23 protein-coding genes and 4 tRNA genes are annotated in these 20,947 nt (G+C 71.8%); 8 read left to right on the top strand and 19 right to left on the bottom strand.

From position 1 onward, the window contains the following. A partial coding sequence (locus tag JNW98_RS29105; protein ID WP_223771291.1) for a DAK2 domain-containing protein occupies window positions 1–455 on the bottom strand: 455 nt, incomplete at its 3' end. A 290-nt stretch (window positions 456–745) separates the two neighbouring features. Between JNW98_RS29105 and rpmB the strand changes: the two genes are divergently transcribed. Next, window positions 746–931 carry a 50S ribosomal protein L28 gene (rpmB, locus tag JNW98_RS29100; protein ID WP_004942804.1) on the top strand — a complete coding sequence of 62 codons (186 nt, stop codon included), beginning with the start codon at window positions 746–748 and terminating at the stop codon, window positions 929–931. 164 nt (window positions 932–1,095) lie between these two features. Here the strand turns inward: rpmB and thiD are convergent, their stop codons facing one another. Together thiD and JNW98_RS29090 are read right to left on the bottom strand one after the other, a co-directional pair. Next, a complete protein-coding gene (gene thiD, locus JNW98_RS29095; RefSeq protein ID WP_223771290.1) occupies window positions 1,096–1,926 on the bottom strand; it encodes a bifunctional hydroxymethylpyrimidine kinase/phosphomethylpyrimidine kinase in 831 nt (276 codons plus the stop codon). Between the two features lie 21 nt (window positions 1,927–1,947). Next, window positions 1,948–2,937: a thiamine-phosphate kinase gene (locus JNW98_RS29090; protein WP_223771289.1), complete on the bottom strand. Its 990-nt coding sequence runs from the start codon at window positions 2,935–2,937 to the stop codon at window positions 1,948–1,950. Window positions 2,938–3,092: 155 nt separating this feature from the next. Between JNW98_RS29090 and JNW98_RS29085 the strand changes: the two genes are divergently transcribed. Both JNW98_RS29085 and JNW98_RS29080 read left to right on the top strand, forming a co-directional pair. Further along, on the top strand, window positions 3,093–3,326 hold the full coding sequence (locus JNW98_RS29085; protein ID WP_004942812.1) for an Lrp/AsnC ligand binding domain-containing protein: 234 nt from the start codon (window positions 3,093–3,095) through the stop codon (window positions 3,324–3,326). 19 nt (window positions 3,327–3,345) lie between these two features. Beyond that, window positions 3,346–3,891 (top strand): DUF3515 domain-containing protein, encoded by a 546-nt coding sequence (locus JNW98_RS29080; protein WP_223771288.1) that lies wholly within the window; start codon window positions 3,346–3,348, stop codon window positions 3,889–3,891. A gap of 19 nt (window positions 3,892–3,910) precedes the next feature. Here JNW98_RS29080 and JNW98_RS29075 read toward each other — a convergent pair whose 3' ends face one another. Genes JNW98_RS29075 through JNW98_RS29065 form a run of 3 tightly spaced genes read right to left on the bottom strand, consistent with a single transcriptional unit; the run spans window position 3,911 to window position 6,880 of the window. Then, on the bottom strand, window positions 3,911–5,059 hold the full coding sequence (locus JNW98_RS29075) for a D-alanine--D-alanine ligase family protein (protein WP_223771287.1): 1,149 nt from the start codon (window positions 5,057–5,059) through the stop codon (window positions 3,911–3,913). 58 nt (window positions 5,060–5,117) lie between these two features. Continuing rightward, on the bottom strand, window positions 5,118–6,116 hold the full coding sequence (locus JNW98_RS29070; RefSeq protein WP_223771286.1) for an NAD(P)H-dependent glycerol-3-phosphate dehydrogenase: 999 nt from the start codon (window positions 6,114–6,116) through the stop codon (window positions 5,118–5,120). Further along, window positions 6,113–6,880 (bottom strand): lysophospholipid acyltransferase family protein, encoded by a 768-nt coding sequence (locus JNW98_RS29065; protein WP_223771285.1) that lies wholly within the window; start codon window positions 6,878–6,880, stop codon window positions 6,113–6,115. Before JNW98_RS29065 ends, JNW98_RS29070 begins: the two co-directional genes overlap by 4 nt. A 278-nt stretch (window positions 6,881–7,158) precedes the next feature. Here JNW98_RS29065 and cofC point away from each other — a divergent pair, with 278 nt between their 5' ends. Both cofC and JNW98_RS29055 read left to right on the top strand, forming a co-directional pair. Then, window positions 7,159–7,830 (top strand): 2-phospho-L-lactate guanylyltransferase, encoded by a 672-nt coding sequence (cofC, locus tag JNW98_RS29060; protein WP_223771284.1) that lies wholly within the window; start codon window positions 7,159–7,161, stop codon window positions 7,828–7,830. 10 nt (window positions 7,831–7,840) lie between these two features. Beyond that, the gene (locus tag JNW98_RS29055; protein ID WP_223771283.1) at window positions 7,841–8,068 is read left to right on the top strand and encodes a hypothetical protein; all 228 of its coding nucleotides are present in this window, start codon (window positions 7,841–7,843) and stop codon (window positions 8,066–8,068) included. 237 nt (window positions 8,069–8,305) lie between these two features. On the opposite strand, the gene JNW98_RS29050 is transcribed toward JNW98_RS29055, so the two are convergent. The 4 genes from JNW98_RS29050 to leuC all read right to left on the bottom strand — a co-directional run bounded on the left by JNW98_RS29050 (window position 8,306) and on the right by leuC (window position 11,631). Further along, window positions 8,306–8,986, bottom strand: a complete 681-nt coding sequence (locus JNW98_RS29050) for an HU family DNA-binding protein (RefSeq protein ID WP_223771282.1) — start codon at window positions 8,984–8,986, stop codon at window positions 8,306–8,308. Window positions 8,987–9,108: 122 nt separating this feature from the next. Then, window positions 9,109–9,354 (bottom strand): SCO5555 family protein, encoded by a 246-nt coding sequence (locus JNW98_RS29045; protein WP_185941263.1) that lies wholly within the window; start codon window positions 9,352–9,354, stop codon window positions 9,109–9,111. Between the two features lie 192 nt (window positions 9,355–9,546). Beyond that, a complete protein-coding gene (gene leuD, locus JNW98_RS29040; protein ID WP_223771281.1) occupies window positions 9,547–10,140 on the bottom strand; it encodes a 3-isopropylmalate dehydratase small subunit in 594 nt (197 codons plus the stop codon). Between the two features lie 69 nt (window positions 10,141–10,209). Continuing rightward, window positions 10,210–11,631, bottom strand: coding sequence for a 3-isopropylmalate dehydratase large subunit (leuC, locus tag JNW98_RS29035; protein WP_223771280.1), 1,422 nt, complete (start codon window positions 11,629–11,631; stop codon window positions 10,210–10,212). 97 nt (window positions 11,632–11,728) lie between these two features. Between leuC and ndgR the strand changes: the two genes are divergently transcribed. Further along, window positions 11,729–12,457 carry an IclR family transcriptional regulator NdgR gene (gene ndgR / locus JNW98_RS29030; RefSeq protein ID WP_040889156.1) on the top strand — a complete coding sequence of 243 codons (729 nt, stop codon included), beginning with the start codon at window positions 11,729–11,731 and terminating at the stop codon, window positions 12,455–12,457. 198 nt (window positions 12,458–12,655) lie between these two features. Here ndgR and JNW98_RS29025 read toward each other — a convergent pair whose 3' ends face one another. After that, a complete protein-coding gene (locus JNW98_RS29025) occupies window positions 12,656–13,150 on the bottom strand; it encodes a DUF4188 domain-containing protein (protein ID WP_223771279.1) in 495 nt (164 codons plus the stop codon). An 81-nt stretch (window positions 13,151–13,231) separates the two neighbouring features. Here JNW98_RS29025 and JNW98_RS29020 point away from each other — a divergent pair, with 81 nt between their 5' ends. Continuing rightward, window positions 13,232–13,885, top strand: coding sequence for a MerR family transcriptional regulator (locus tag JNW98_RS29020; RefSeq protein ID WP_223771278.1), 654 nt, complete (start codon window positions 13,232–13,234; stop codon window positions 13,883–13,885). Window positions 13,886–13,895: 10 nt separating this feature from the next. Here the strand turns inward: JNW98_RS29020 and JNW98_RS29015 are convergent, their stop codons facing one another. The 8 genes from JNW98_RS29015 to JNW98_RS28980 all read right to left on the bottom strand — a co-directional run bounded on the left by JNW98_RS29015 (window position 13,896) and on the right by JNW98_RS28980 (window position 18,241). Then, window positions 13,896–14,777: an MEDS domain-containing protein gene (locus JNW98_RS29015; RefSeq protein ID WP_223771277.1), complete on the bottom strand. Its 882-nt coding sequence runs from the start codon at window positions 14,775–14,777 to the stop codon at window positions 13,896–13,898. 97 nt (window positions 14,778–14,874) lie between these two features. Next, window positions 14,875–14,947: transfer RNA gene (locus tag JNW98_RS29010), tRNA-Glu, on the bottom strand. Window positions 14,948–15,006: 59 nt separating this feature from the next. Continuing rightward, window positions 15,007–15,079: transfer RNA gene (locus JNW98_RS29005), tRNA-Glu, on the bottom strand. Between the two features lie 59 nt (window positions 15,080–15,138). Beyond that, window positions 15,139–15,211: transfer RNA gene (locus JNW98_RS29000), tRNA-Glu, on the bottom strand. Window positions 15,212–15,290: 79 nt separating this feature from the next. Further along, window positions 15,291–15,362, bottom strand: a tRNA-Gln gene (locus JNW98_RS28995). A gap of 251 nt (window positions 15,363–15,613) precedes the next feature. Further along, window positions 15,614–17,125 carry a glutamate--tRNA ligase gene (gene gltX, locus JNW98_RS28990; protein ID WP_223771276.1) on the bottom strand — a complete coding sequence of 504 codons (1,512 nt, stop codon included), beginning with the start codon at window positions 17,123–17,125 and terminating at the stop codon, window positions 15,614–15,616. Continuing rightward, complete coding sequence (locus JNW98_RS28985; RefSeq protein ID WP_223771275.1) at window positions 17,118–17,900, bottom strand: fumarylacetoacetate hydrolase family protein; 783 nt, start codon at window positions 17,898–17,900, stop codon at window positions 17,118–17,120. Before JNW98_RS28985 ends, gltX begins: the two co-directional genes overlap by 8 nt. A 152-nt stretch (window positions 17,901–18,052) precedes the next feature. Continuing rightward, complete coding sequence (locus JNW98_RS28980; protein ID WP_223771274.1) at window positions 18,053–18,241, bottom strand: hypothetical protein; 189 nt, start codon at window positions 18,239–18,241, stop codon at window positions 18,053–18,055. Between the two features lie 490 nt (window positions 18,242–18,731). On the opposite strand from JNW98_RS28980, the gene JNW98_RS28975 reads away from it, so the two are divergent. After that, window positions 18,732–20,947: sensor histidine kinase (locus JNW98_RS28975; RefSeq protein WP_223771273.1), on the top strand; the 2,216-nt coding region annotated here is incomplete at its 3' end.

Raw genomic sequence — 20,947 nt, 5'->3', positions numbered from 1 at the left:
TCGGCCGCGGCGGCGGCCACGGTGAGGACGGTGCCCTCGACGGGCCTCGCCACGCCCTCGTACGCGGAGTCGGCGGCGCGGCGCAGCGCGCGGCCCAGCAGGTGACCCTGGTCACTTTCACCGCTGTCCTTCAGCACCTCCGCCATGCCCCGGAGCAGCTGCGCCAGGATCGTGCCCGAGTTGCCACGGGCGCCGATCAGCGCGCCGTGCGCCATCGCCCGGACCGCCTCCGACAGACCGGGGCGGGCGCCGGGCCCCGCGGTGGCGTGCGCCTCGAAGACGGCCTCGACGGCGCGGACGGCGGACTCGACGGTCAGGTAGAGGTTGGTCCCCGTATCGCCGTCGGCCACGGGATAGACGTTGATCGCGTCGATCTCCTCGCGGGCCCGGCCCAGGGCGTCGAGCGCCAGAGCGCACCAGGCGCGTACCGCGGCGGCGTCGAGCGGGTGCGGCACCTGGGGGTCCTCCTCGGGGTGGCTGTACTCAGGCGGTGACGGTGGGCGGTGACCCGTGGGCACAGTAGTCGTGCGGGCCGCTCCACCGGGCCGGCCGGGCGGGATACGGGCCGGTCATGGTAGTTTCGTTGTCCTGGAGCGGTCGTTGTATGCTGCTCCGGTTGCCTGACGAGAGTCAGGCCATCCCCCTGACACTGCCGGTCACTCTCTGAGATCTCGGCACGCAGGGATTCACCGTACGTGCCTGTCGTCCTCGCGTGAGCGAGGGTGACCCGTCTTTGGAGTAACCCGTGGCTGCCAACTGCGACGTCTGCGGCAAGGGGCCGGGCTTCGGCAACAACATCTCGCACTCGCACCGCCGTACCTCCCGCCGTTGGAACCCCAACATCCAGCGGGTGCGTGCGAAGGTCGGGGCGACGCCGAAGCGGCTCAACGTCTGCACCTCGTGCATCAAGGCCGGCAAGGTCTCGCGCTAGCGGCTTCGCGTACGCGCAGCCCTTTCCGGTTGCTGAAGGCCGGCCCCTGCGGGGGCCGGCTTTTTGCTGTGCCCCGGTCCCTCCCCCAGAGGGGGCACCCCCACTTCGCCGATTCCTGGGGGCAAGCCCCCAGACCCCCGAAACCGCGCTCCGCGCGGTTGTCCTCAAACGCCGGACGGGCTGAAATCAGCCCGCCCGGGGGTGCGGGGGCGCAGCGCCCACCCGTGATCCACCGGCCCGATCCCCTCCCCCAGCGGGAACCCCGCGGCGATCGCCCCGGTGACGTACTCCTTCGCCGCCGAGACGGCGTCCGGCACGGAAAGCCCCTTCGCCAGCCCGCAGGCGATCGCGCTCGCGAGCGTGCACCCCGTCCCGTGCGTATGACGGTTGTCGTGGCGCGGAGCGCGGAGCAGGTGCTCGGACGAGCCGTCCGTCAGCAGGTCGACCGCGTCACCCGGCAGGTGACCGCCCTTGATCAGCACCCACCGCGGCCCGAAGGCCAGGACAGCGTCCGCCGCCCGCCGGAGATCGTCCTCGCCCGTGACGCGGACGCCCGTCAGCCACGCCGTCTCGTCGAGATTGGGCGTGGCCACCGTGGCAAGAGGAAGCAGCTTCAGACGCAGCGCGTCGAGGGCGGAAGCGGCGAGCAGCGGATCGCCGTGCTTGGAGACGCCCACGGGGTCGACGACGACGGGCGCCCCGACGCCCGCGAGCAGTCCGGCCACCGTCTCCACCAGTTCCGCCGAGGCCAGCATCCCGGTCTTGACGGCCTGGACCCCGATGTCGTCGACGACGCTGCGGAACTGGGCCCGTACCGCCTCCGCGGGCAGCGGCCAGGCGCCCTGTACGCCGCGGGAGTTCTGGGCGGTGACGGCGGTGAGGACGCTCATGCCGTGCGTGCCCAGGGCGAGCATCGTCTTGAGGTCGGCCTGGATGCCGGCGCCGCCGCCGGAGTCGGAGCCGGCGACGGTCAGCACACGCGGAGGTATCGGCATGAGCACCAACCTACGCGCCCTTCAGTCCTCCTCCGGCTCCGGCAGGTCGTCCTGCTCGTCGCCGAAGTGGTCCCAGCCGCCCGTCCGCTCCCATGGCGCGCCGTCCACGGTCACCTGGGGCAGGGCGGACGGGTTGACCACCTCGCCGATCACCTTCCAGCGGGCGGGCAGCTTCACGTCCGGCGGGAAGGTGGCGACGATGGCGTGGTCCTCGCCGCCGGTGAGGACCCACTGGAGCGGGTCGACGCCGACGGCCTGGCCGATGTCGGACATCTGCGTGGGCACGTCGATCGCGGCCGTGTGCAGGTCGATCCGGACCTTGCTGGCCTCGGCGATGTGCCCGAGGTCGGCGATGAGGCCGTCGCTGACGTCCGTCATGGACGTGGCGCCGAGCGAGGCGGCGGCCGGGCCCGCGTGGTACGGGGGTTCGGGGCGGCGGTGCGCCTCGACGAAGGCGCGGGGGGAGCGGAAGCCCCGGGAGAGGACGGCGAGTCCGGCCGCCGACCAGCCGAGCCAGCCGGTGACCGCGACGACGTCGCCGGGCTGCGCGCCGGAACGCATGACGGGTTCGTGGTTGCGGAGGTCGCCGAGGGCCGTGATGGACACGGTGATGGTCTCGCCGCGCACCACGTCCCCGCCGACCACCGCCGCGCCGGCGACCTGACATTCGTCGCGGATTCCGTCCATGAGCTCCACCGGCCAGGTGGCGGGGAGTTCGGCGGGGACGACGAGGGCGAGCAGCACGGCGGTCGGCACGGCGCCCATGGCGGCGATGTCGGCGAGGTTCTGGGCGGCGGCCTTGCGGCCCACGTCGTAGGCGGTGGACCAGTCGCGACGGAAGTGCCGCCCCTCCAGGAGCACGTCCGTGCTGGCCACGACCCTCCGGTCGGGCGCTGCGACCACCGCGGCGTCGTCGCCCGGTCCGAGCCGGACGGCCGGGGTGGTGGTGAGCCGGGAGGTCAGCTCCCTGATGAGGCCGAACTCCCCCAACTCGCCGACGGTGCCTTTCACTGCGCTCCTCCTCGGAGTATCCGGTGCTGTGGTCTCGCGGTTCCCGAGGAACCGCGCGCCGCGCAGGTGGCGCGGGTCTCCCCGTGCCGTGCGGCGGCGCGGTACGGTGGCGTCTCTTCTCCCCACATGATCCTCGAAGCCGCCCTGGAGGTTCCGTGGTACAGGCGTACATCCTGATCCAGACCGAGGTCGGCAAGGCGTCGACCGTGGCCGAAGTCATCTCGAAGATCAACGGCGTGATCCAGGCCGAGGACGTGACGGGTCCCTACGACGTCATCGTCCGCGCCCAGGCCGACACCGTGGACGCGCTCGGCCGGATGGTCGTCGCCAAGGTCCAGCAGGTGGAAGGCATCACCCGGACCCTGACCTGCCCGGTCGTCCACCTGTAGCCCCTCGTATGCTCGGCCGGTGAGCACTGTGTTCGCCCGTACTGTCCCATCCGTCCGTCCCCTCCGGCCGCGCCGGCGGGCCGCCCTGTCCGTCATGGCGGTCCTGCTGGGCGCGGCCGTCGGCTGCTCGGCGGAGGGCGACGCTCCGCACCCGGCGGTGCCGACCCCCACCGCCCGGCAGGCGACGCTCTGCCGGGCGCTGCACGGCGAGTTGCCGGACGAGGTGGGGGGGCTGAAGCGGCACGCCACGAAGCCCGCCTCGGACTTCACCGCCGCCTGGGGCGACGGTCCGTGGATCGAGCTGCGCTGCGGGGTGCCGCGGCCGAAGATCTTCGATGACGTGCGGACGAAGGCCGTGGACATCGACGGGGTGCGGTGGGCCCCCGAGCGGCTGTCGGACGGGAGCATCCGCGTCACCACCCCTCTGCGGCCGGCGTACATCGAGGTCACGCTGCCGAAGGAGGTGGCCGGCGACGGCGGTGACATGAGCGCGCTCGTCGATCTCACCGCCGCCGTCCAGAAGGCGGTGCCGTCCGACGTCCCGGGCGACGCCGACCTTCCGTAGGCCTCCTGGCGCAGATCTCCTAGCGCAGGCCCGTCGAGCGGCGCAGCGCGGCCTGGAGGAGCCGGTCGACCAGCTCCGGGTAGGCGACGCCGCTCTCCTGCCACATGCGCGGGTACATGGAGATGGGCGTGAAGCCCGGCATGGTGTTGATCTCGTTGATGACGAACTCGCCGTCCTCGGTGAGGAAGAAGTCCGCGCGGACCAGGCCCTCGCAGGAGACGGCGTCGAACGCCTGGACGGCCAGCTCCTGGACGCGGCGGGTCTGCTCGTCGGTCAGCGGCGCGGGGACGATGCCGGCGGCCGAGTCGATGTACTTGGCCTCGAAGTCGTAGAAGGAGTGCGCCTCCACCGGCGGGATCTCGGCGGGCACGCTGGCGCGCGGGCCGTCCTCGAACTCGAGCACCCCGCACTCGATCTCCCGGCCGCGCAGCAGCGCCTCGACCAGGATCTTGGGGTCGTGGCGGCGGGCCTCCTCGATGGCCTCGTCCAGGCCCGAGGCGTCGTCCACCTTGGTGATGCCGATGGACGAGCCGGCGCGGGCGGGCTTCACGAAGAGCGGCCAGCCGTGCTCGCCGGCGAAGTCCAGCACCTTGCGGCGGGCGGCCTCGCGGTCGTTGTCCCACTCCCGCGGGCGGATCACCTCGTACGGGCCGACGGACAGCCCGTAGGAGATGAAGACCCGCTTCATGTACTCCTTGTCCTGGCCGACGGCCGAGGCGAGCACACCGGCGCCCACGTAGGGGATGCCGGCCAGTTCCAGCATGCCCTGGAGGGTGCCGTCCTCCCCGTAGGGGCCGTGCAGCATCGGGAAGACCACGTCGACCTCGCCGAGCGCCTTGGGCACCGAGCCGGGCTCGGTGTAGACGATCTCGCGGTTGGCGGGGGCGACGGGCAGCACGACCTCGCCCTCCGACGACTCGGCGAGCCGGTCGACGCTGGGCAGCGTACGGCCGGTGATGGCCATGCGCTCGGGGTCGTCGGTGGTCAGCGCCCAACGGCCGTCCTGCGTAATGCCGATCGGCAGCACGTCGTACTTCGTGCGGTCGATGGCGCGCAGCACCGCGCCGGCGGTGACCACGGAGATGGCGTGCTCGGAACTGCGGCCGCCGAAGACGACCGCGACGCGCGGCTTGCGGCCGGGGCTCTGGGTGGGGTTCTCGCTGCTCATATCGCGTTGAGCGTACCTGGTGGTACCGGCGGTCTCGGTGCTGGTGGTACCGGCGGTCTCAGTGCCGCTCCGGCTTGGCGCTGCGCGCCATGAGCTCCTTGAGGGCGACCATGGGCGGCTTGCCCTCGTGGACGATGCCCACCACGGTCTCCGTGATCGGCATGTCGACATGGTGCCTCCGCGCCAGATCGAGCACCGACTCGCAGGACTTGACGCCCTCCGCCGTCTGCTTGGTGACGGCGATGGTCTCCGCGAGGCTCAGGCCGCGGCCGAGGTTGCGGCCGAAGGTGTTGTTCCGGGAGAGCGGGGAGGAGCAGGTGGCGACGAGGTCGCCCATTCCGGCGAGGCCGGCGAAGGTGTGCGCGTCGGCGCCCATCGCCAGGCCGAGCCGGGTGGTCTCGGCGAGGCCGCGGGTGATGAGGGACGCCTTGGCGTTGTCGCCCAGGCCCATGCCGTCGGCGATGCCGACCGCCAGCGCGATGACGTTCTTGACGGCGCCGCCGAGCTCGCAGCCGACCACGTCGGTGTTGGTGTACGGGCGGAAGTACGCGGTGTGGCAGGCGGCCTGGAGGCGCTTGGCGACGTCCTCGTCGCGGCAGGCGACGACGGCGGCGGCGGGCTGCCGGTCGGCGATCTCCTTGGCCAGGTTGGGGCCGGTGAGGACGGCGACGCGGTCCGCGGAGACGCCGGCGACCTCCTCGATGACCTCGCTCATCCGCTTGGCGGTGCCGAGTTCGACGCCCTTCATCAGGGAGACCAGCACGGTGTCCGCGGCCAGCAGGGGCTTCCAGGCGGCGAGGTTGCCGCGGAGCGTCTGGGAGGGCACGGCCAGCACGGTGAACGCGGCCCCGGCTGCGGCCTCGGCGGGGTCGGTGGTGGCCCGGACGGCGGAGGGCAGTTCGACGCCGGGGAAGTAGTCGGGGTTGGCGCCCTTGTTGACGGCGTCCACGACGGCGTCGCGGCGGCCCCACATGGTCACCTCGCAGCCGGCGTCCGCGAGGATCATCGCGAAGGCGGTGCCCCAGGATCCGGTGCCGAAGACGGCGCAGCGCGTCACTTGGCGTCCTCCTCGCGGCCGGTTTCCGACTGCCGGCGCGCCGCGGCGGCCGCCCGGGCCTTCTTGAGGGTGTACGGCTCGGCGGGGGCCGGCTCGTCGCGGAGCTCGGCGAGGAGTTCGGTGATCGCGGCCATGATCTTCTCGGTGACCGCGCGCAGTACCTCGGCGGTCGGCTCCTTGTCGTGGAACTCGGCGAGGTCCACGGGCGGGCCGGCCATCACCCGGAGGGTCTTGCGCGGGAGGAGGCGGACCTTCTTCTGCCTGGCGTAGGGCGGCATGGCCTCGTGGGCGCCCCACTGGGCGACCGGGATGACGGGCGCCTTGGTGAGCAGGGCGACGCGGGCGGCGCCGGTCTTGCCCTCCATGGGCCACAGGTCGGGGTCCCGGGTCAGGGTGCCCTCGGGGTAGAAGGCCACGCACTCGCCCTTGTTGATGGCGTCGACGGCGGCCCGGAAGGCGTTGGCCGCGTCGGTGCTCTCGCGGTAGACCGGGATCTGTCCGGTGCCGCGCAGCAGGGTGCCGACGAAACCGTTGCGGAAGAGGCCGGCCTTGGCCAGGAAGCGGGGGACGCGCCCGGTGTTGTACTGGAAGTGGGCGTAGGAGAGCGGGTCCAGGTACGAGTTGTGGTTGATGGCGGTGATGAAGCCGCCGTCGGCGGGAATGTGCTCCATTCCGCGCCACTCCCGCTTGAACAGAACCACGAGCGGCGGTTTCGCCAACACCGCCGTAAAGCGGTACCAGAAGCCGATTCTGTGGCGGGACACCCGTACACCCTTCTCTTGGGACCTGGAAGCTTCCACGGGCCTGTTGCTCTCCCGGGGGCCGGACAAGTGTGGCGCCAGGTACCCGGTCTGTCGAGAACACCGTAACCCCGTGCCCCTCCGGCGGCAGCGGCCGGAGTCCCGCGGCGGGGGCGCGGGGCGGCGGGCGACAATGGGGCGGGCACGGACGGGAGCGGACCGGTGTCGACCGGCGGGGTCCGGTGGGGGCCGGTGACGACAGGGTCCGCGGGAAGACCGGAGACCAAGGAGAGGGGACTGCCGTGCGCTGGACGCTGGTGGTGCCGTTGAAGCCGCCGGCCCGGGCCAAGAGCCGGCTCGCGGCGGCCGTGGGCGCGGGGCCGCGCTCCGCGCTGGCGCTGGCGTTCGCGCTGGACACGGTGGAGGCGGCGCTGTCCTGCGCGGCGGTACGCGATGTGGTGGTCGTCACCGGCGACCCGTCGGCCGCGGCGGAACTGGCCGCGGCCGGCGCCCGTACCGTGGCCGAACCGGCCGGCGGCGGGGGCCTCAACGCGGCCCTCGCGCACGGGGCGCGGACGGTCCGGGCGGAGCGCCCGCGGTCGGGCGTGGCGACACTCAACGCGGATCTCCCGGCGCTGCGCCCGGCGGAACTCGGGCGGGTGCTCGATTCGGCGTCGGAATTCCCGCGCGCATTTCTCGCGGACGCCGAGGGAATCGGGACGACGCTGTTGGCGGCGGCTCCCGGAATGCTTTTGGCGCCGGCGTTCGAGGGCCGCTCGCGCGCCCGGCACCGGGCGTCCGGGGCGCGGGAAATCGGATTGCCGGGGGTGGATTCCGTACGGCGGGACGTGGACACCCTGGCGGACCTCCGGGCCGCGCTGGCCCTGGGCGTGGGGCCGCGCACGGCCGCGCTCGCGGGGGCGTGGGCGCCGGCCGGGCCGCCGCGGGGGGCCGCCGGACCGCTGACGGACTAGGCTCTCGGGCATGCAGGCCACCGCGTACACCTACGACCCCGCGACCCGTTGCGGAAGCGTTCTCCTCGACGACGGCACCCCGGTGCCGTTCGACGCCGCGGCGTTCGACGCGGGCGGTCTGCGGCTGCTGCGCCCCGGGCAGCGGGTGCGGATCGAGTTGGCGGACGAGCCGGGCGGGCCGGGCGCGGTGGACGGGCCTGAGCGCCGTGTGACGTTGGTGACTCTTCAGACCTTCTGAGCCCCCGCCGGCCGCTGAGGGCCTGATGTTCCTCCGGTCCGCCGGGCTCTGAGGGCCGGTGTGAACCCCTGCGGCCTCCCCGGCGTCTGGGGAGCCCTCCTGAGGGTCCGAGGGCCTTCAGGGGCCGCACAGGGGCCCGTACGGGCGCCGGACGGCCCTTGACCTTCCCCTGAACGCACCGCGGGCCGGGCTCCCCGAAGGGAGCCCGGCCCGGCGCGTGACGCCGTCAGCGGCTTTTTACTTCTTCTTGGCCGCGGTCTTCTTGGCGGTGGTCTTGCGCGCGGTGGTCTTGCGCGCCGGAGCCTTGGTCGCCGTGGCCTTCTTCGCCGGCGCGGTCTTCTTCGCCGTGGTCTTCTTCGCGGCGGCGGCGGTCGTCTTCTTCGCCGGCGTCGCCTTCTTCGCGGCCGCGGCCTTGGTGGCGGGCGCGGTCTTCTTCGCCGTCGTCTTCTTCGCGGCGGCCGTGGTCTTCTTGGCGGTGGTCGCCTTGGTGGCGGTCGTCGCCTTCTTGGCCGTGGTCGCCTTCTTGGCGGCCGTCTTCTTGGCGGTGGCCTTCTTGGCCGCGGCCTTGGTGGTGGCCTTGCCGCCGGAAAGGCTGCCCTTGGGCGCCTTCTTCACGGAGACCTCGCCGCCCTTGGGCAGCTTCTTCGAGCCGCTCACCAGGTCCTTGAAGCCCTGACCGGCGCGGAAGCGGGGCACCGAGGTCTTCTTGACCCGGACGCGCTCGCCGGTCTGCGGGTTGCGGGCGTAACGGGCCGGGCGGTCGACCTTCTCGAACGAGCCGAAGCCGGTGACCGAGACCCGGTCGCCGGCGACGACCGCACGGACGATCGCGTCGAGTACCGCGTCGACCGCGTCAGCGGCCTGCTGACGGCCGCCGAGCTTGTCGGCAATCGCTTCAACGAGCTGCGCCTTGTTCACGTCTTCCCCTTCGGAGACACTGCTGGAATTTGTTCCAGCCTTTTCGCACGTTAGGCAGATATATACCGCAAATCAAACACGAAACGGTCTAATCACCCTTGTGCCGCAACGAACCCGACCCATCACGGAGTTCCGTCGGTGCCGCGCTCTGAAGGGAAACGGCCCTCGTCGAGGTCCTTCATCAGCCGGTCCAGGCGCATTGCCGCGCCTGAGAGATCGTGCTTCGCCGCGGCCGTGATGGCCAGCAGCTTCCGGGACAGCGCCATCCGTACGCCCTCCGGGACTTGCAGTGCGCGCACTCGGGAGTGCGCTTCCTTGAGTTGGTCGGCGACGAGCCGGTAGAGCCCGAGTTGGCTGTCGCGTTCCATGCACCGATTGTGCCATCTGAGGCGAGTTGTCGCCTCACAGGGCCTCAACAACGCGGTGCGCCCCCTGTCCGAAGACAGGGGGCGCATCATGCCAAACCTGGGGTGAGCAGCGGAAATCGAGGGTCGTACCGGGGTCCGGGCACTGGGCCGAACGGGCGGGAAAATCGGTCCGGAACAGCGCGGAAACGGGCCTCAGACCCGGGCCGTGGACGGCTTGTGGGAGGGCCGGCGGGTCTCGAAGGCGGCGATGGCGGACTCGTGCCGGAGGGTCAGCCCGATGTCGTCCAGCCCCTCCAGCAACCGCCACCGGGCGTTCTCGTCAAGGCTGAAATCGGCCGTGATGCCCTCGGCCCGGACCTGGCGGGCGACGAGGTCCACGGTGACCTCCGCCGCGGGGTCGGCCTCGGTCAGCTCCCACAGCCGCTCGACGGTCTCCTGCGGCAGGACGACCGTCAGCAGACCGTTCTTGAGCGAGTTACCCCGGAAGATGTCCGCGAACCGTGCGGAGATCACGGTCTTGAAGCCGTAGTTCTGCAGCGCCCAGACGGCGTGCTCACGGGAGGAGCCGGTGCCGAAGTCGGGCCCGGCGACCAGGACCGAGGCGCCCGCGCGGGCGGGCTCGTTGAGGACGAAGCCCGGGTCCTTACGCCACGCCTCGAAGAGGCCGTCCTCGAAACCGTCGCGGGTGACCTTCTTGAGCCAGTGCGCCGGGATGATCTGGTCCGTGTCCACGTTGCTGCGGCGCAGCGGCACGGCACGGCCGGTGTGTGCGGTGAACGCTTCCATCAGCTGCTCTTCCTCGCTGGGTGGGGTGCTGGGCTGGGTGAGGTGCTGGGGTAAGGTGCCCTGCGCCGTTCAGGCGGCGAGGACCGGACCGGCCGGCAGGTCGGCGGGCGAGGCCAGCCGGCCCAGGACGGCGGTGGCGGCGGCGACCTGGGGCGAGACCAGGTGTGTCCGGCCACCCTTGCCCTGCCTGCCCTCGAAGTTGCGGTTGGAGGTGGACGCCGACCGCTCGCCCGGCGCCAGTTGGTCGGGGTTCATGCCCAGGCACATCGAGCACCCGGCGTGCCGCCACTCGGCGCCCGCCGCGGTGAACACCGCGTCGAGCCCCTCGTCCACCGCCTGCAGGGCCACCCGGACGGATCCCGGTACGACCAGCATCCGCACCCCGTCGGCGACCGCGCGGCCGCGCAGCACGTCGGCGGCGGCCCGCAGGTCCTCGATCCGGCCGTTGGTGCAGGAGCCCACGAAGACGGTGTCCACGGCGATGTCCCTGAGTGCCTGACCGGCCGTCAACCCCATGTATTCCAGGGCGCGTTCGGCGGCGGAGCGCTCCGAGGCGTCCTCGTACGAGGCGGGGTCGGGGACGGCCGCCGAGAGCGGCGCGCCCTGGCCCGGATTGGTGCCCCAGGTGACGAACGGGGAGAGGGCCGACGCGTCGATGACGACCTCGTGGTCGAAGACGGCGTCGTCGTCGGTGCGCAGGGTGCGCCAGTGGGCGACGGCGGCGTCCCAGTCGGCGCCCTTGGGGGCGTGCGGGCGGTCCTTCAGATAGGCGAAGGTGGTCTCGTCGGGGGCGATCATGCCCGCCCGGGCGCCGGCCTCGATGGACATGTTGCAGACGGTCATCCGCGCCTCCATCGAGAGCTTCTCGATCGCGGACCCGCGGTACTCGATGACGTACCCCTGGCCGCCGCCGGTGCCGATCTCCGCGATGACGGCCAGGATCAGGTCCTTCGCGGTCACGCCCGGGGGGAGTTCGCCCTCGACCGTGACGGCCATGGTGCGGAACGGCGACATGGGCAGCGTCTGGGTGGCGAGGACGTGCTCGACCTGGCTGGTGCCGATGCCGAAGGCGAGGGCGCCGAACGCACCGTGGGTGGAGGTGTGGCTGTCGCCGCAGACCACGGTGGCGCCGGGGTGCGTCAGTCCCAGCTGCGGTCCCACTACGTGGACGACGCCCTGCTCCACGTCGCCCAGCGGGTGCAGCCGGACGCCGAACTCGGCGCAGTTGCGGCGGAGGGTCTCCAGCTGGGTGCGCGAGACCGGGTCCGCGATGGGCTTGTCGATGTCGAGGGTGGGGGTGTTGTGGTCCTCGGTGGCGATGGTCAGGTCGGTGCGGCGCACCGGCCGGCCCGCCTTGCGCAGTCCGTCGAACGCCTGGGGGCTGGTGACTTCGTGCAGCAGGTGGAGATCGATGTAGAGCAGGTCGGGCTCGCCCTCGGCGCGCGCCACGACGTGCTCTTCCCAGACCTTCTCGGCCAGTGTGCGTCCCATCGCTGTCCCTCCGGATCGGGGTGCCGTGAGTACAGGTTGGCGGCTTCCGGGGAAACGTGAACTTGCGTTTCATAGTGTGAGACGCGAGTATCGTTGCATGGACAATTCTGGTGGCGCCTCGAGCGGAGTGGGCGTTCTCGACAAGGCGGCACTCGTGCTGAGCGCCCTGGAGTCCGGCCCGGCGACGCTCGCCGGGCTGGTGACGGCCACCGGGCTGGCGCGCCCGACGGCGCACCGGCTCGCGGTGGCCCTGGAACACCACCGCATGGTGGCGCGCGACATGCAGGGCCGCTTCATCCTCGGCCCCCGGCTGAGCGAGCTCGCGGCCGCGGCGGGCGAGGACCGCCTGCTGGCCACGGCCGGGCCGGTGCTCACGCATCTGCGCGACGTGACGGGCGAGAGCGCCCAGCTCTACCGGCGCCAGGGCGACATGCGCATCTGCGTCGCGGCGGCGGAACGGCTGTCCGGACTGCGGGACACCGTCCCCGTCGGCTCCACCCTGCCCATGAAGGCCGGCTCCGCCGCTCAGGTCCTCATGGCCTGGGAGGAGCCGGAGCGGTTGCACCGCGGGCTGCAGGGGGCTCGGTTCACGGCTACAGCGCTTTCGGGTGTGCGGCGGCGTGGCTGGGCGCAGTCGATCGGTGAGCGCGAGCCGGGCGTCGCGTCCGTATCGGCGCCCGTCCGCGGGCCGTCCAACCGCGTGGTGGCGGCGGTCTCGGTGTCCGGGCCGATCGAGCGACTCACTCGGCATCCTGGGCGGATGCACGCGCAGGCGGTGCTTGATGCCGCGGTGCGGCTGACGGAGGCGTTGCGGCGCAACGGGTGAGGGTGCCCCGGTCCCGCCCCTTCGCCGATTCCTGGGGGCAAGCCCCCAGACCCCCCGAAACCGCGCTCCGCGCGGTTGTCCTCAAACGCCGGACGGGCTGAATACAGCCCGTCCGGCGTTTGAGGACAAGGGGGTCTGGGGCGCAGCCCCAGGAATCGGCGAAGTGGGGGTCCCCCCCTCTGGGGGAGGGTCAGGGGCTCAGCCCGCCGCAGGCGCCCCAAGCCGCTCCGCGGCCCGCTCACCCCGCCGAGCCACCGGCTCGACCCCGTAAGCGGCCCCGAGGCCATGCCGCGGCATGCCGCTGTAAATCGACTCGTACGAGCCGGCAGGCACGACGTACGTCTCGTGCCAGATCCCTACCCGCCCCGCCGCCCCCCGCGCCCGCCGATTGAAAGCGGCCCAAGCCGGCCGATGCAGCCGCCCCTGATCGGACGCGTAAGCGAGCAGCTTCTCCCGTGACTCCCAGTACTGAAGCACTGTGTACTCCCGAGGCCCGGCGGTCAGCAGCCGGTACCCCAGCAGACCGGCGGACGGCTCCCGGGACAGCTCGCCCAGCATCCGCCGCATCGCGCCGAACACGGGAACCCAGTGACGCACCGCGCGCCAGCGGTTGACCCGCATGCCGATCAGGAAGACGACCACGTCTCCTTCGGCCGCTGCCGTGACCCGGCCCGCGATCGGTGACACACCCATGCCAGAACCCCCGCTCCTCGTTGGACAGCGACACTATCCATGCTTGGATAGTGGCACTATCCGAAGGAAGGCGCAAGAGCCATGCGACTGGCCGAGCTCAGCGAACGCAGCGGCGTTCCCACCGCGACGATCAAGTACTACCTGCGGGAGGGGCTGCTCCAGCCGGGCCGCCGGGTGTCGGCGACCCAGGCCGAGTACGACGAGGGGCACCTACGGCGGCTGCGGCTGGTGCGGGCGCTGATCCAGGTCGGCGGGGTGACGGTGGCCGCCGCGCGGGAGGTGGTCGCCGCGGCGGAGGACGTGTCCCTCGACCACCACACGCGGCTGGGCGCGGCCACCTGGGCCCTGCCGCGGGTGCCGGCGCCCGCGGGCGACGACGCGGCGGCGGAGGCCGCCCGGGAGGCCGTCACGGGCCTGCTCGCGCGGCTGGGCTGGGACCCGGAACGGGCGGAGATCGCGGCCTCCCCCGCGTACCGGACGCTGCTGGACTCGGTGGCGGCCCTGGCCCGGCTGGGCTACCCGTGCGGTACGGAGACCCTGCTGCCGTACGGACGGGTGGCCGCGGAGATCGCCGTCACCGACCTGGACCTCGTACTGGCGGAGCCGACGGCGGACGGGCAGGTGGAGGCGGCGGTGGCGCTCACCGTGCTCTACGAGCCGGTGCTGCTCAGCCTGCGGCGGCTGGCGCACGCGGAGGAGTCGGCGCGGCGGGCCGAAGGCGACGGGACCGGCTGAGGTCCGGCGCTCAGCCGACCGACTCCGGCAGCCGCAGCCCCGGCGTCCGGTCCCAGCCGATGAGCGTGATGACCTCGGAGAGCCGCGGCGCGAGACCGGTCAGTTCGACGGAGCGGTGGCGGGCGGCGCGGGCCCGGGCGAAGGTCATCAGCAGCCGGAGGCCGCCGAGGTCGGGGAACTCGACGCCGGACATCTCCAGGCGGAGGTCCCCGCGCTCCGCGGCCACCGAGCGCAGGGCGTCCCGCAGCAGGCGGTGGGCGGAGGCGTCGACGCGGCCCTCCAGCCGCAGGCCGGGCGGGCGGTAGGTGCGGACGACGAGCAGGTCGGCGGTTCTGACCAGCGGGTCGGGGCCCACGCCGCGGGTGTGGGCCGCCGCGAGGGCGGCCAGCGCCTCCGGGGCGCAGTGCCGGGCGTCGTACTGGCAGACGGCCAGCGCCCGGCCGGCTGCGAACTCCTCGCCGAGCAGGGATTCGTACCGGAGCAGTCGGCGCACGTCGTGCCCGTCGCGCGGGGCCGGGCGGGGCTCCCCGGCGATGCGCAGGGCGCGGTAGCCCTCCGCGCGGGAGCGGCCGGCGGCGGCGCGTAACCGGCCGCGGAGCGTGGCGGGCTCCAAGGTGCCGCCGGGAGTGCGGAGTTCGTCGAGGGGCACCACTTCCACGCGGCCGCCGCGCGGGGGCGGGAGCCGGTACCGGTCCAGCAGGGCGGCGGGATCGCGGGGGTCGCGCCGGCCGGCCAGGTAGAGGATCTTGTCCTGGGCGTCCAGGCCACCGCGGACGAACTCCCGCAGGACCGCGGTCCGCTCCTCGTCGGAGGCGAAGAGCAGGCAGGCGTGGTCGCCGGGCCGGAGGTCGCCGACGGGGATCGGGTCGAGCGCGCCGCGGGGAAGGGCCATGCCGGGAATTATGGCGACGGTACCCCGGCGGGAAAAGAGCGCACGGGTGGTACGGAAAACGCCCCCCGCGCATCGCGCGGAGGGCGTTTCCTGTGCGTACCCCCGACCGGATTCGAACCGGCGCTACCGCCTTGAGAGGGCGGCGTGCTAGGCCGCTACACAACGGGGGCCCTAGCGATCCTTCACATCGCCTCCGGAATTCTCCGGATAGTGACGGATTCAGGATCAGTACCCCCGACCGGATTCGAACCGGCGCTACCGCCTTGAGAGGGCGGCGTGCTAGGCCGCTACACAACGGGGGCCCTAGCGATCCTTCACATCGCCTCCGGAATTCTCCGGATAGTGACGGATTCAGGATCAGTACCCCCGACCGGATTCGAACCGGCGCTACCGCCTTGAGAGGGCGGCGTGCTAGGCCGCTACACAACGGGGGCTCGCACTTCGCTTTGCGCTTTCGCGCGGTTTCTACTTTATCAGTAGTTTTGCGAGAGAATTTCCAGTGAATTTCTCTTGCTGGGGTACCAGGACTCGAACCTAGACTAAGTGAACCAGAATCACTCGTGCTGCCAATTACACCATACCCCACCAGAACTCGACCCCCCTGAAGGGGTCTTGCTCGGGCTCGCGCCCTCCGCTCCGGCCTCTCGGCCCTCCCGGGCGGCGCAGGAAGAACATTACCCGAAGGTGGACGGGGCACCAAAATCGATAACCCGGCCCGCCCCGGGCCGGGCCCCGGAGGGCCCTGGACGCCCCCGGGGCCCTGGGAGCCGGCTGTGCGGCTTCCGGGGCCCCGCGGGGGCGCCACGGGGCTCCCCCGTGAGCCCGCCAGGCTCCCGTCAGCCCGCCAGCTTCGCCAGTGCGGCGTCGACGCGCTCCAAGGTCCGCTCGCGGCCGAGGACCTCCAGGGACTCGAAGAGCGGCAGGCCGACGGTGCGTCCGGTGACGGCCACCCGGACCGGCGCCTGGGCCTTGCCGAGCTTGAGGCCGTGCTCCTCGCCGGCGGCGACGACGGCGGCCTTGATCGCCTCCGCGTTCCAGTCGGCGGCGGCCAGCTTCTCGCGGGCCGTGCGCAGCAGCGCGTCCGAGCCCTCCTTCATCGCCTTGGTCCAGGACGCCTCGTCCTCGACCGGGCGGTCCAGGAAGAGGAAGTCCACGTTGGCCGTGATGTCGGAGAGGACCGTGAGACGGGTCTGCGCGTGCGGGGCGATCGCCTCGAACTGCGCCCGGTCGAACGCCTCCGGCGCCCAGGGGGCGTGCGGGGCGCGCAGCCACGGCTCGCAGGCCGCCATGAACACCTGGACGTCGAGCTGCCGGATGTGGTCGGCGTTGATCGCCTCGGCCTTCTTGAGGTCGAAGCGGGCCGGGTTGGCGTTGACGTCCTTGACGTCGAAGGCCGCGACCATCTCGTCCATCGAGAAGATGTCCTGGTCGGCGGAGAGGGACCAGCCGAGCAGCGAGAGGTAGTTCAGCAGGCCCTGCGGCAGGAAGCCGCGCTCCCGGTAGAGGTTGAGGGAGGACTGCGGGTCGCGCTTGGAGAGCTTCTTGTTGCCCTCGCCCATCACGTACGGCAGGTGGCCGAACTCCGGGACGGCCTTGGCGACGCCCAGCTCGATCAACGCCTTGTAGAGGGCGATCTGCCGCGGGGTGGAGGACAGCAGGTCCTCGCCGCGCAGCACGTGGGTGATCTCCATCAGCGCGTCGTCGACGGGGTTGACGAGCGTGTAGAGGGGGGCGCCGTTGGCCCGGACGATGCCGAAGTCCGGCACGTTCTCCGGGGTGAAGGTGAGCTCGCCGCGGACCAGGTCCGTGAAGGTGATCGGCTCGTCGGGCATCCGGAAGCGGACGATCGACGCCCGGCCCTCGGCCTCGTAGGCGGCCTTCTCCTCGGCGGTCAGGACGCGGCACTTGCCGTCGTAACCGGACGGCTTGCCGGCGGCGCGGGCGGCCTCGCGGCGGGCGTCCAGCTCCTCGGTGGTGCAGTAGCAGTAGTAGGCGTGGCCGGCGTCCAGCAGCTTCTGCGCGACGTCCTTGTAGATGTCCATGCGCTGCGACTGGCGGTAGGGCGCGTGGGGGCCGCCGACCTCGGGGCCCTCGTCCCAGTCGAAGCCCAGCCAGCGCATCGCGTCGAGGAGCTGCTCGTACGACTCCTCGGAGTCGCGGGCCGCGTCGGTGTCCTCGATGCGGAAGACCAGGGTGCCGCCGTGGTGGCGGGCGAACGCCCAGTTGAAGAGGGCGGTGCGGACCAGGCCCACGTGGGGGTTGCCGGTCGGCGAGGGACAGAAACGTACGCGGGGGGGTACCCCCTGCTCGAGCGAAGTCGAGAGCTTGGGGGAGTTCGCGTTAGCCACGCTTGATCACCTTGTTGGTGAGAGTGCCGATGCCTTCGATGGTGACGGCGACCTCGTCGCCGTCGTGCAGGGGTCCGACCCCGGCGGGGGTACCGGTGAGGACGACGTCGCCGGGGAGCAGCGTCATCGCCTCGGTGATGTGGACGATGAGCTCCTCGACGGAGCGCAGCATCTGGGCGGTGCGGCCGCTCTGCCGCAGCTCGCCGTTGACCGTGCAGGTGATCGCCAGGTCGCCCGGGTCCACCTCGGTCTCGATCCAGGGGCCGAGGGGGCAGGAGGAGTCGAAGCCCTTGGCGCGCGCCCACTGCTTCTCGCGCTCCTGGACGTCGCGGGCGGTGACGTCGTTGGCGCAGGTGTAGCCGAGGATCACGTCCTTCACGCGCTCGCGCGGCACCTCGCGGCACATGCGGCCGATCACCACGGCGAGCTCGGCCTCGTGGTGGACGTCACTGCTGAAGGAGGGGTACGCGATGGGGTCGCCCGGACCGACGACCGAGGTCGACGGCTTGAAGAAGGCGACCGGTACCTCCGGCACCTCGTTGCCCAGCTCGGCGGCGTGCTCGGCGTAGTTGCGGCCGATGGCCACGACCTTGCTGGGCAGGACGGGCGGGAGCAGGCGGACCTTGCTCAGCGGGACCTTGGTCCCGGAGCGTTCGAAGTCGCCGTAGGGAATGCCCTTGATGATGTCGAGGACGGGACCGCCCTCGGTGGAGGCGTCCCCCTCGACCACGCCGTAGCCGACGTTGCCGTCGATGGAGAATCTGGCGATGCGCACGGGAAGCTGAGCCCCTCACTGATCCGGCCGGAGTCTGACACTTCAGGCTATCGCGGGGGCCGTGCGGGCTCCGTGCGCGGCGTTCGGCCGGGTGCGCCGGGAACGGACGAGGGGCCCGCCGGTCGGGCAGGCCCCTCGGGCGCGCGAGCCGCTCAGTCCTCGACGGCGACCGGGGCCGGGGCGGTCATCAGGACAGTGCGGCGCGGGTTGGCGGTGACCGTCGGGAGCTCGACCGAGTGCTGCGGGCGCTCGGCCGTGAACAGCTCCTTGGTGTCCGTGAGGTGCGCGAGCGTGGTGCGGCGCGGGTTGGCGGTCTTCCGGGCAGGGCTGGTGGTCTTCACTGTGCGGTTGCCTCGCGTTGTCGTCTCTGGGGTCGTCGCGGTCGTCGCGTCCGCGCAAGGATCCAGGCTAGGCGCGCCTTTCCCCGCCATACCGAGCCGGATGCCGGGTGTCACCTGTGAGTTTCCTCACGAAGCTCGGGATAAAAGCCGCATAATCGACGCTCGCACCGCCCGCACGAAACGGACATCGCCGGACCGAACCTGACGTTCCGCTCCTGATCATGGCGACTGGGACAGGTCGCGCAGTGCGACGAGGTGCGGGGTATTCGCCCCCGAAAGCCCGAATTGATAGGAGTGGGCTTTCCACGGAGAGCTACGAGTCGGCCTACCGTCGGTGACCGATCGGCGATGGAACGCACCGGCCTTGTTGGCGCATCCGGCACTGTGCTGGAATTCCACGGACCGCCAGGGGGGCACCGCGGTCCCCCCACGACTCGACACCGTTCCTCCGCTCGCCGGAGGGACGCCTGGTCCAGAGGTTGCGACGCTAGTGCAGGGACGTTTCAAGAGGGATGGCAGCGCTGCGGCGGAGCCGGAGCCGCAGGGTGCGGCGACAGGCGGCGACCGCGGCACGCCCGTCGACGCGCCGGCCGGCGGCGAGTCCGCCGGCGGCCCCAAGACGAAGGGCAAGGCGAAGGCCCCCAGCGGGCCGGGCTCACGAATAGCCCTGCGCAACTGGCGAATCAGCACCCGCCTGGTCTCCCTGCTCGCCCTCCCCGTCGTCGCCGCGACGACCCTGGGTGCGATGCGAATCGAGACCTCGCTGCAGAACGTCGATCAGCTCGATCACATGAAGCTGCTGACCGACATGACCAAGGCGGCCACCAAGCTCGCCAACGCGCTCCAGGACGAGCGCGACCGCTCCGCCGGCCCGATCATCAGCCACGACGACAAGAACGACGACGTCGTGGCGCCGCGGCAGCGGACCGACCAGGCGATCGAGGAGTTCACCAAGCTCACCGACGAGGTGAAGCCCGGGGACAAGTCCACGGTCGGCGTCGGCGCCACCATGGTGGAGATCACCAAGCAGCTCCGTGAGATCAAGAAGATCCGGACGGACGCCTACAAGGACGACAAGCAGATCTCGCGGACCGTCAACGCCTACAACGGTCTGGTCAGCCAGCTGATCACGCTGTCCCAGGACATGGCGCTGGCGTCCAGCAACAGCGAGATGATCGCCTCGACCCGCGCCCTGGCCTCGTTCTCCTCCGCCAAGGAGTACGCGTCCATGCAGCGTGCGCTCATCAGCGCCGCGCTGGCCCGTTCGCCGCACGACCTCTCGCCCAACGACCGGCTCTTCGGCCAGTCGACGTACACCAGCGAGGGCCAGGTCACCAAGCGCTTCCTGCAGATCCACGGTGACAAGGACAAGGAGCTGCTGCAGGGCCTCAACGGCGGCCAGTACGACATCTCGCAGGCGAACTCGTACGCCGAGCGCGTGCTGATGCGCAACGACGGCCTGCGCGGCGCGGACAGCCTCACCTACCGCGACTGGTTCGACCGCGACAGCGTCAAGATCCAGGAGATGTCCAAGATCGAGACCACGCTGCTCAGCGAGATGGAGCAGAAGGCCCTCGAACTCCGCGACGACGCCCAGCAGGAGGCGTACCTCAACGGTGCGCTGATCATCCTCGTCCTCGGCATCTCCCTCGTCGGCGCCTTCGTCGTGGCCCGGTCCATGGTGCGCTCGCTGCGCCGCCTCCAGGACACCGCGCAGAAGGTCGCCCAGGAGCGCCTGCCCGAGCTGGTCAAGCAGCTCTCCGAGGCCGACCCGCAGGACGTGGACACCTCCGTCGAGTCCGTCGGCGTGCACAGCCGCGACGAGATCGGCAAGGTGGCCGCGGCCTTCGACGACGTGCACCGCGAGGCCGTCCGCCTCGCCGCCGAGCAGGCCCTCCTCCGGGGCAACGTCAACGCGATGTTCACCAACCTCTCGCGGCGTTCCCAGGGCCTCATCCAGCGTCAGCTGTCGCTCATCTCCGAACTGGAGTCCCGCGAGGCCGACCCGGACCAGCTGTCCTCCCTCTTCAAGCTCGACCACCTCGCGACCCGCATGCGCCGTAACGGTGAGAACCTCCTCGTTCTCGCCGGTGAAGAGCCCGGCCGACGCTGGACCCGCCCGGTCCCGCTCGTCGACGTGCTCCGCGCCGCCGCGTCCGAGGTGGAGCAGTACGAGCGCATCGAGCTCACCGGCGTGCCGCCGACCGAGGTCGCCGGCCGCGTCGTCAACGACCTCGTGCACCTCCTCGCCGAGCTGCTGGAGAACGCGACCTCGTTCTCCTCCCCGCAGACCAAGGTCAAGGTCACCGGTCACGCGCTGCCCGACGGCCGCGTGCTGGTCGAGATCCACGACACCGGCATCGGTCTGTCCCAGGAGGACCTGGCGGCGATCAACGAGCGGCTGGCCAGCCCGCCGACCGTGGACGTCTCCGTCTCCCGGCGCATGGGCCTGTTCGTGGTCGGCCGCCTGTCCCTGCGACACGGCATCCGCATCCAGCTCCGTCCGTCGGACTCCGGCGGCACCACCGCGCTCGTCATGCTGCCGGTCGACGTCGCCCAGGGCGGCAAGAAGCCCGGCCCCGGCGCGCCCGGCGGCCCCGGCCTGCCCGGCGGCGGCGCTCCCGGCGGGATGCCCGGTCAGGGCATGCCGGGTGTTCCCGGCGGCAAGGCCGCGCCCGGCCTGCCCGGTCCGGGCGGCGCCCCGCA

This window comes from Streptomyces huiliensis, from assembly GCF_020037025.1.
GTDB lineage: Bacteria > Actinomycetota > Actinomycetes > Streptomycetales > Streptomycetaceae > Streptomyces > Streptomyces huiliensis.
Note: the sequence above shows the minus strand (reverse complement) of the source record. Positions and strands in the feature narration are given on the sequence as shown.

Bases quoted from the DNA above. Each gene is read 5' to 3' on its own strand.
- ndgR (WP_040889156.1), top strand. From the start codon at position 11,729: ATGGACAATTCTGGTGGCGCCTCGAGCGGAGTGGGCGTTCTCGACAAG.
- JNW98_RS29020 (WP_223771278.1), top strand. From the start codon at position 13,232: ATGCGACTGGCCGAGCTCAGCGAACGCAGCGGCGTTCCCACCGCGACG.
- JNW98_RS29075 (WP_223771287.1), bottom strand. From the start codon at position 5,059: ATGAGCAGCGAGAACCCCACCCAGAGCCCCGGCCGCAAGCCGCGCGTC.
- leuD (WP_223771281.1), bottom strand. From the start codon at position 10,140: ATGGAAGCGTTCACCGCACACACCGGCCGTGCCGTGCCGCTGCGCCGC.
- JNW98_RS29025 (WP_223771279.1), bottom strand. From the start codon at position 13,150: ATGGGTGTGTCACCGATCGCGGGCCGGGTCACGGCAGCGGCCGAAGGA.
- thiD (WP_223771290.1), bottom strand. From the start codon at position 1,926: ATGCCGATACCTCCGCGTGTGCTGACCGTCGCCGGCTCCGACTCCGGC.
- leuC (WP_223771280.1), bottom strand. From the start codon at position 11,631: ATGGGACGCACACTGGCCGAGAAGGTCTGGGAAGAGCACGTCGTGGCG.
- JNW98_RS29055 (WP_223771283.1), top strand. From the start codon at position 7,841: ATGCAGGCCACCGCGTACACCTACGACCCCGCGACCCGTTGCGGAAGC.
- JNW98_RS29015 (WP_223771277.1), bottom strand. From the start codon at position 14,777: ATGGCCCTTCCCCGCGGCGCGCTCGACCCGATCCCCGTCGGCGACCTC.
- JNW98_RS29045 (WP_185941263.1), bottom strand. From the start codon at position 9,354: ATGGAACGCGACAGCCAACTCGGGCTCTACCGGCTCGTCGCCGACCAA.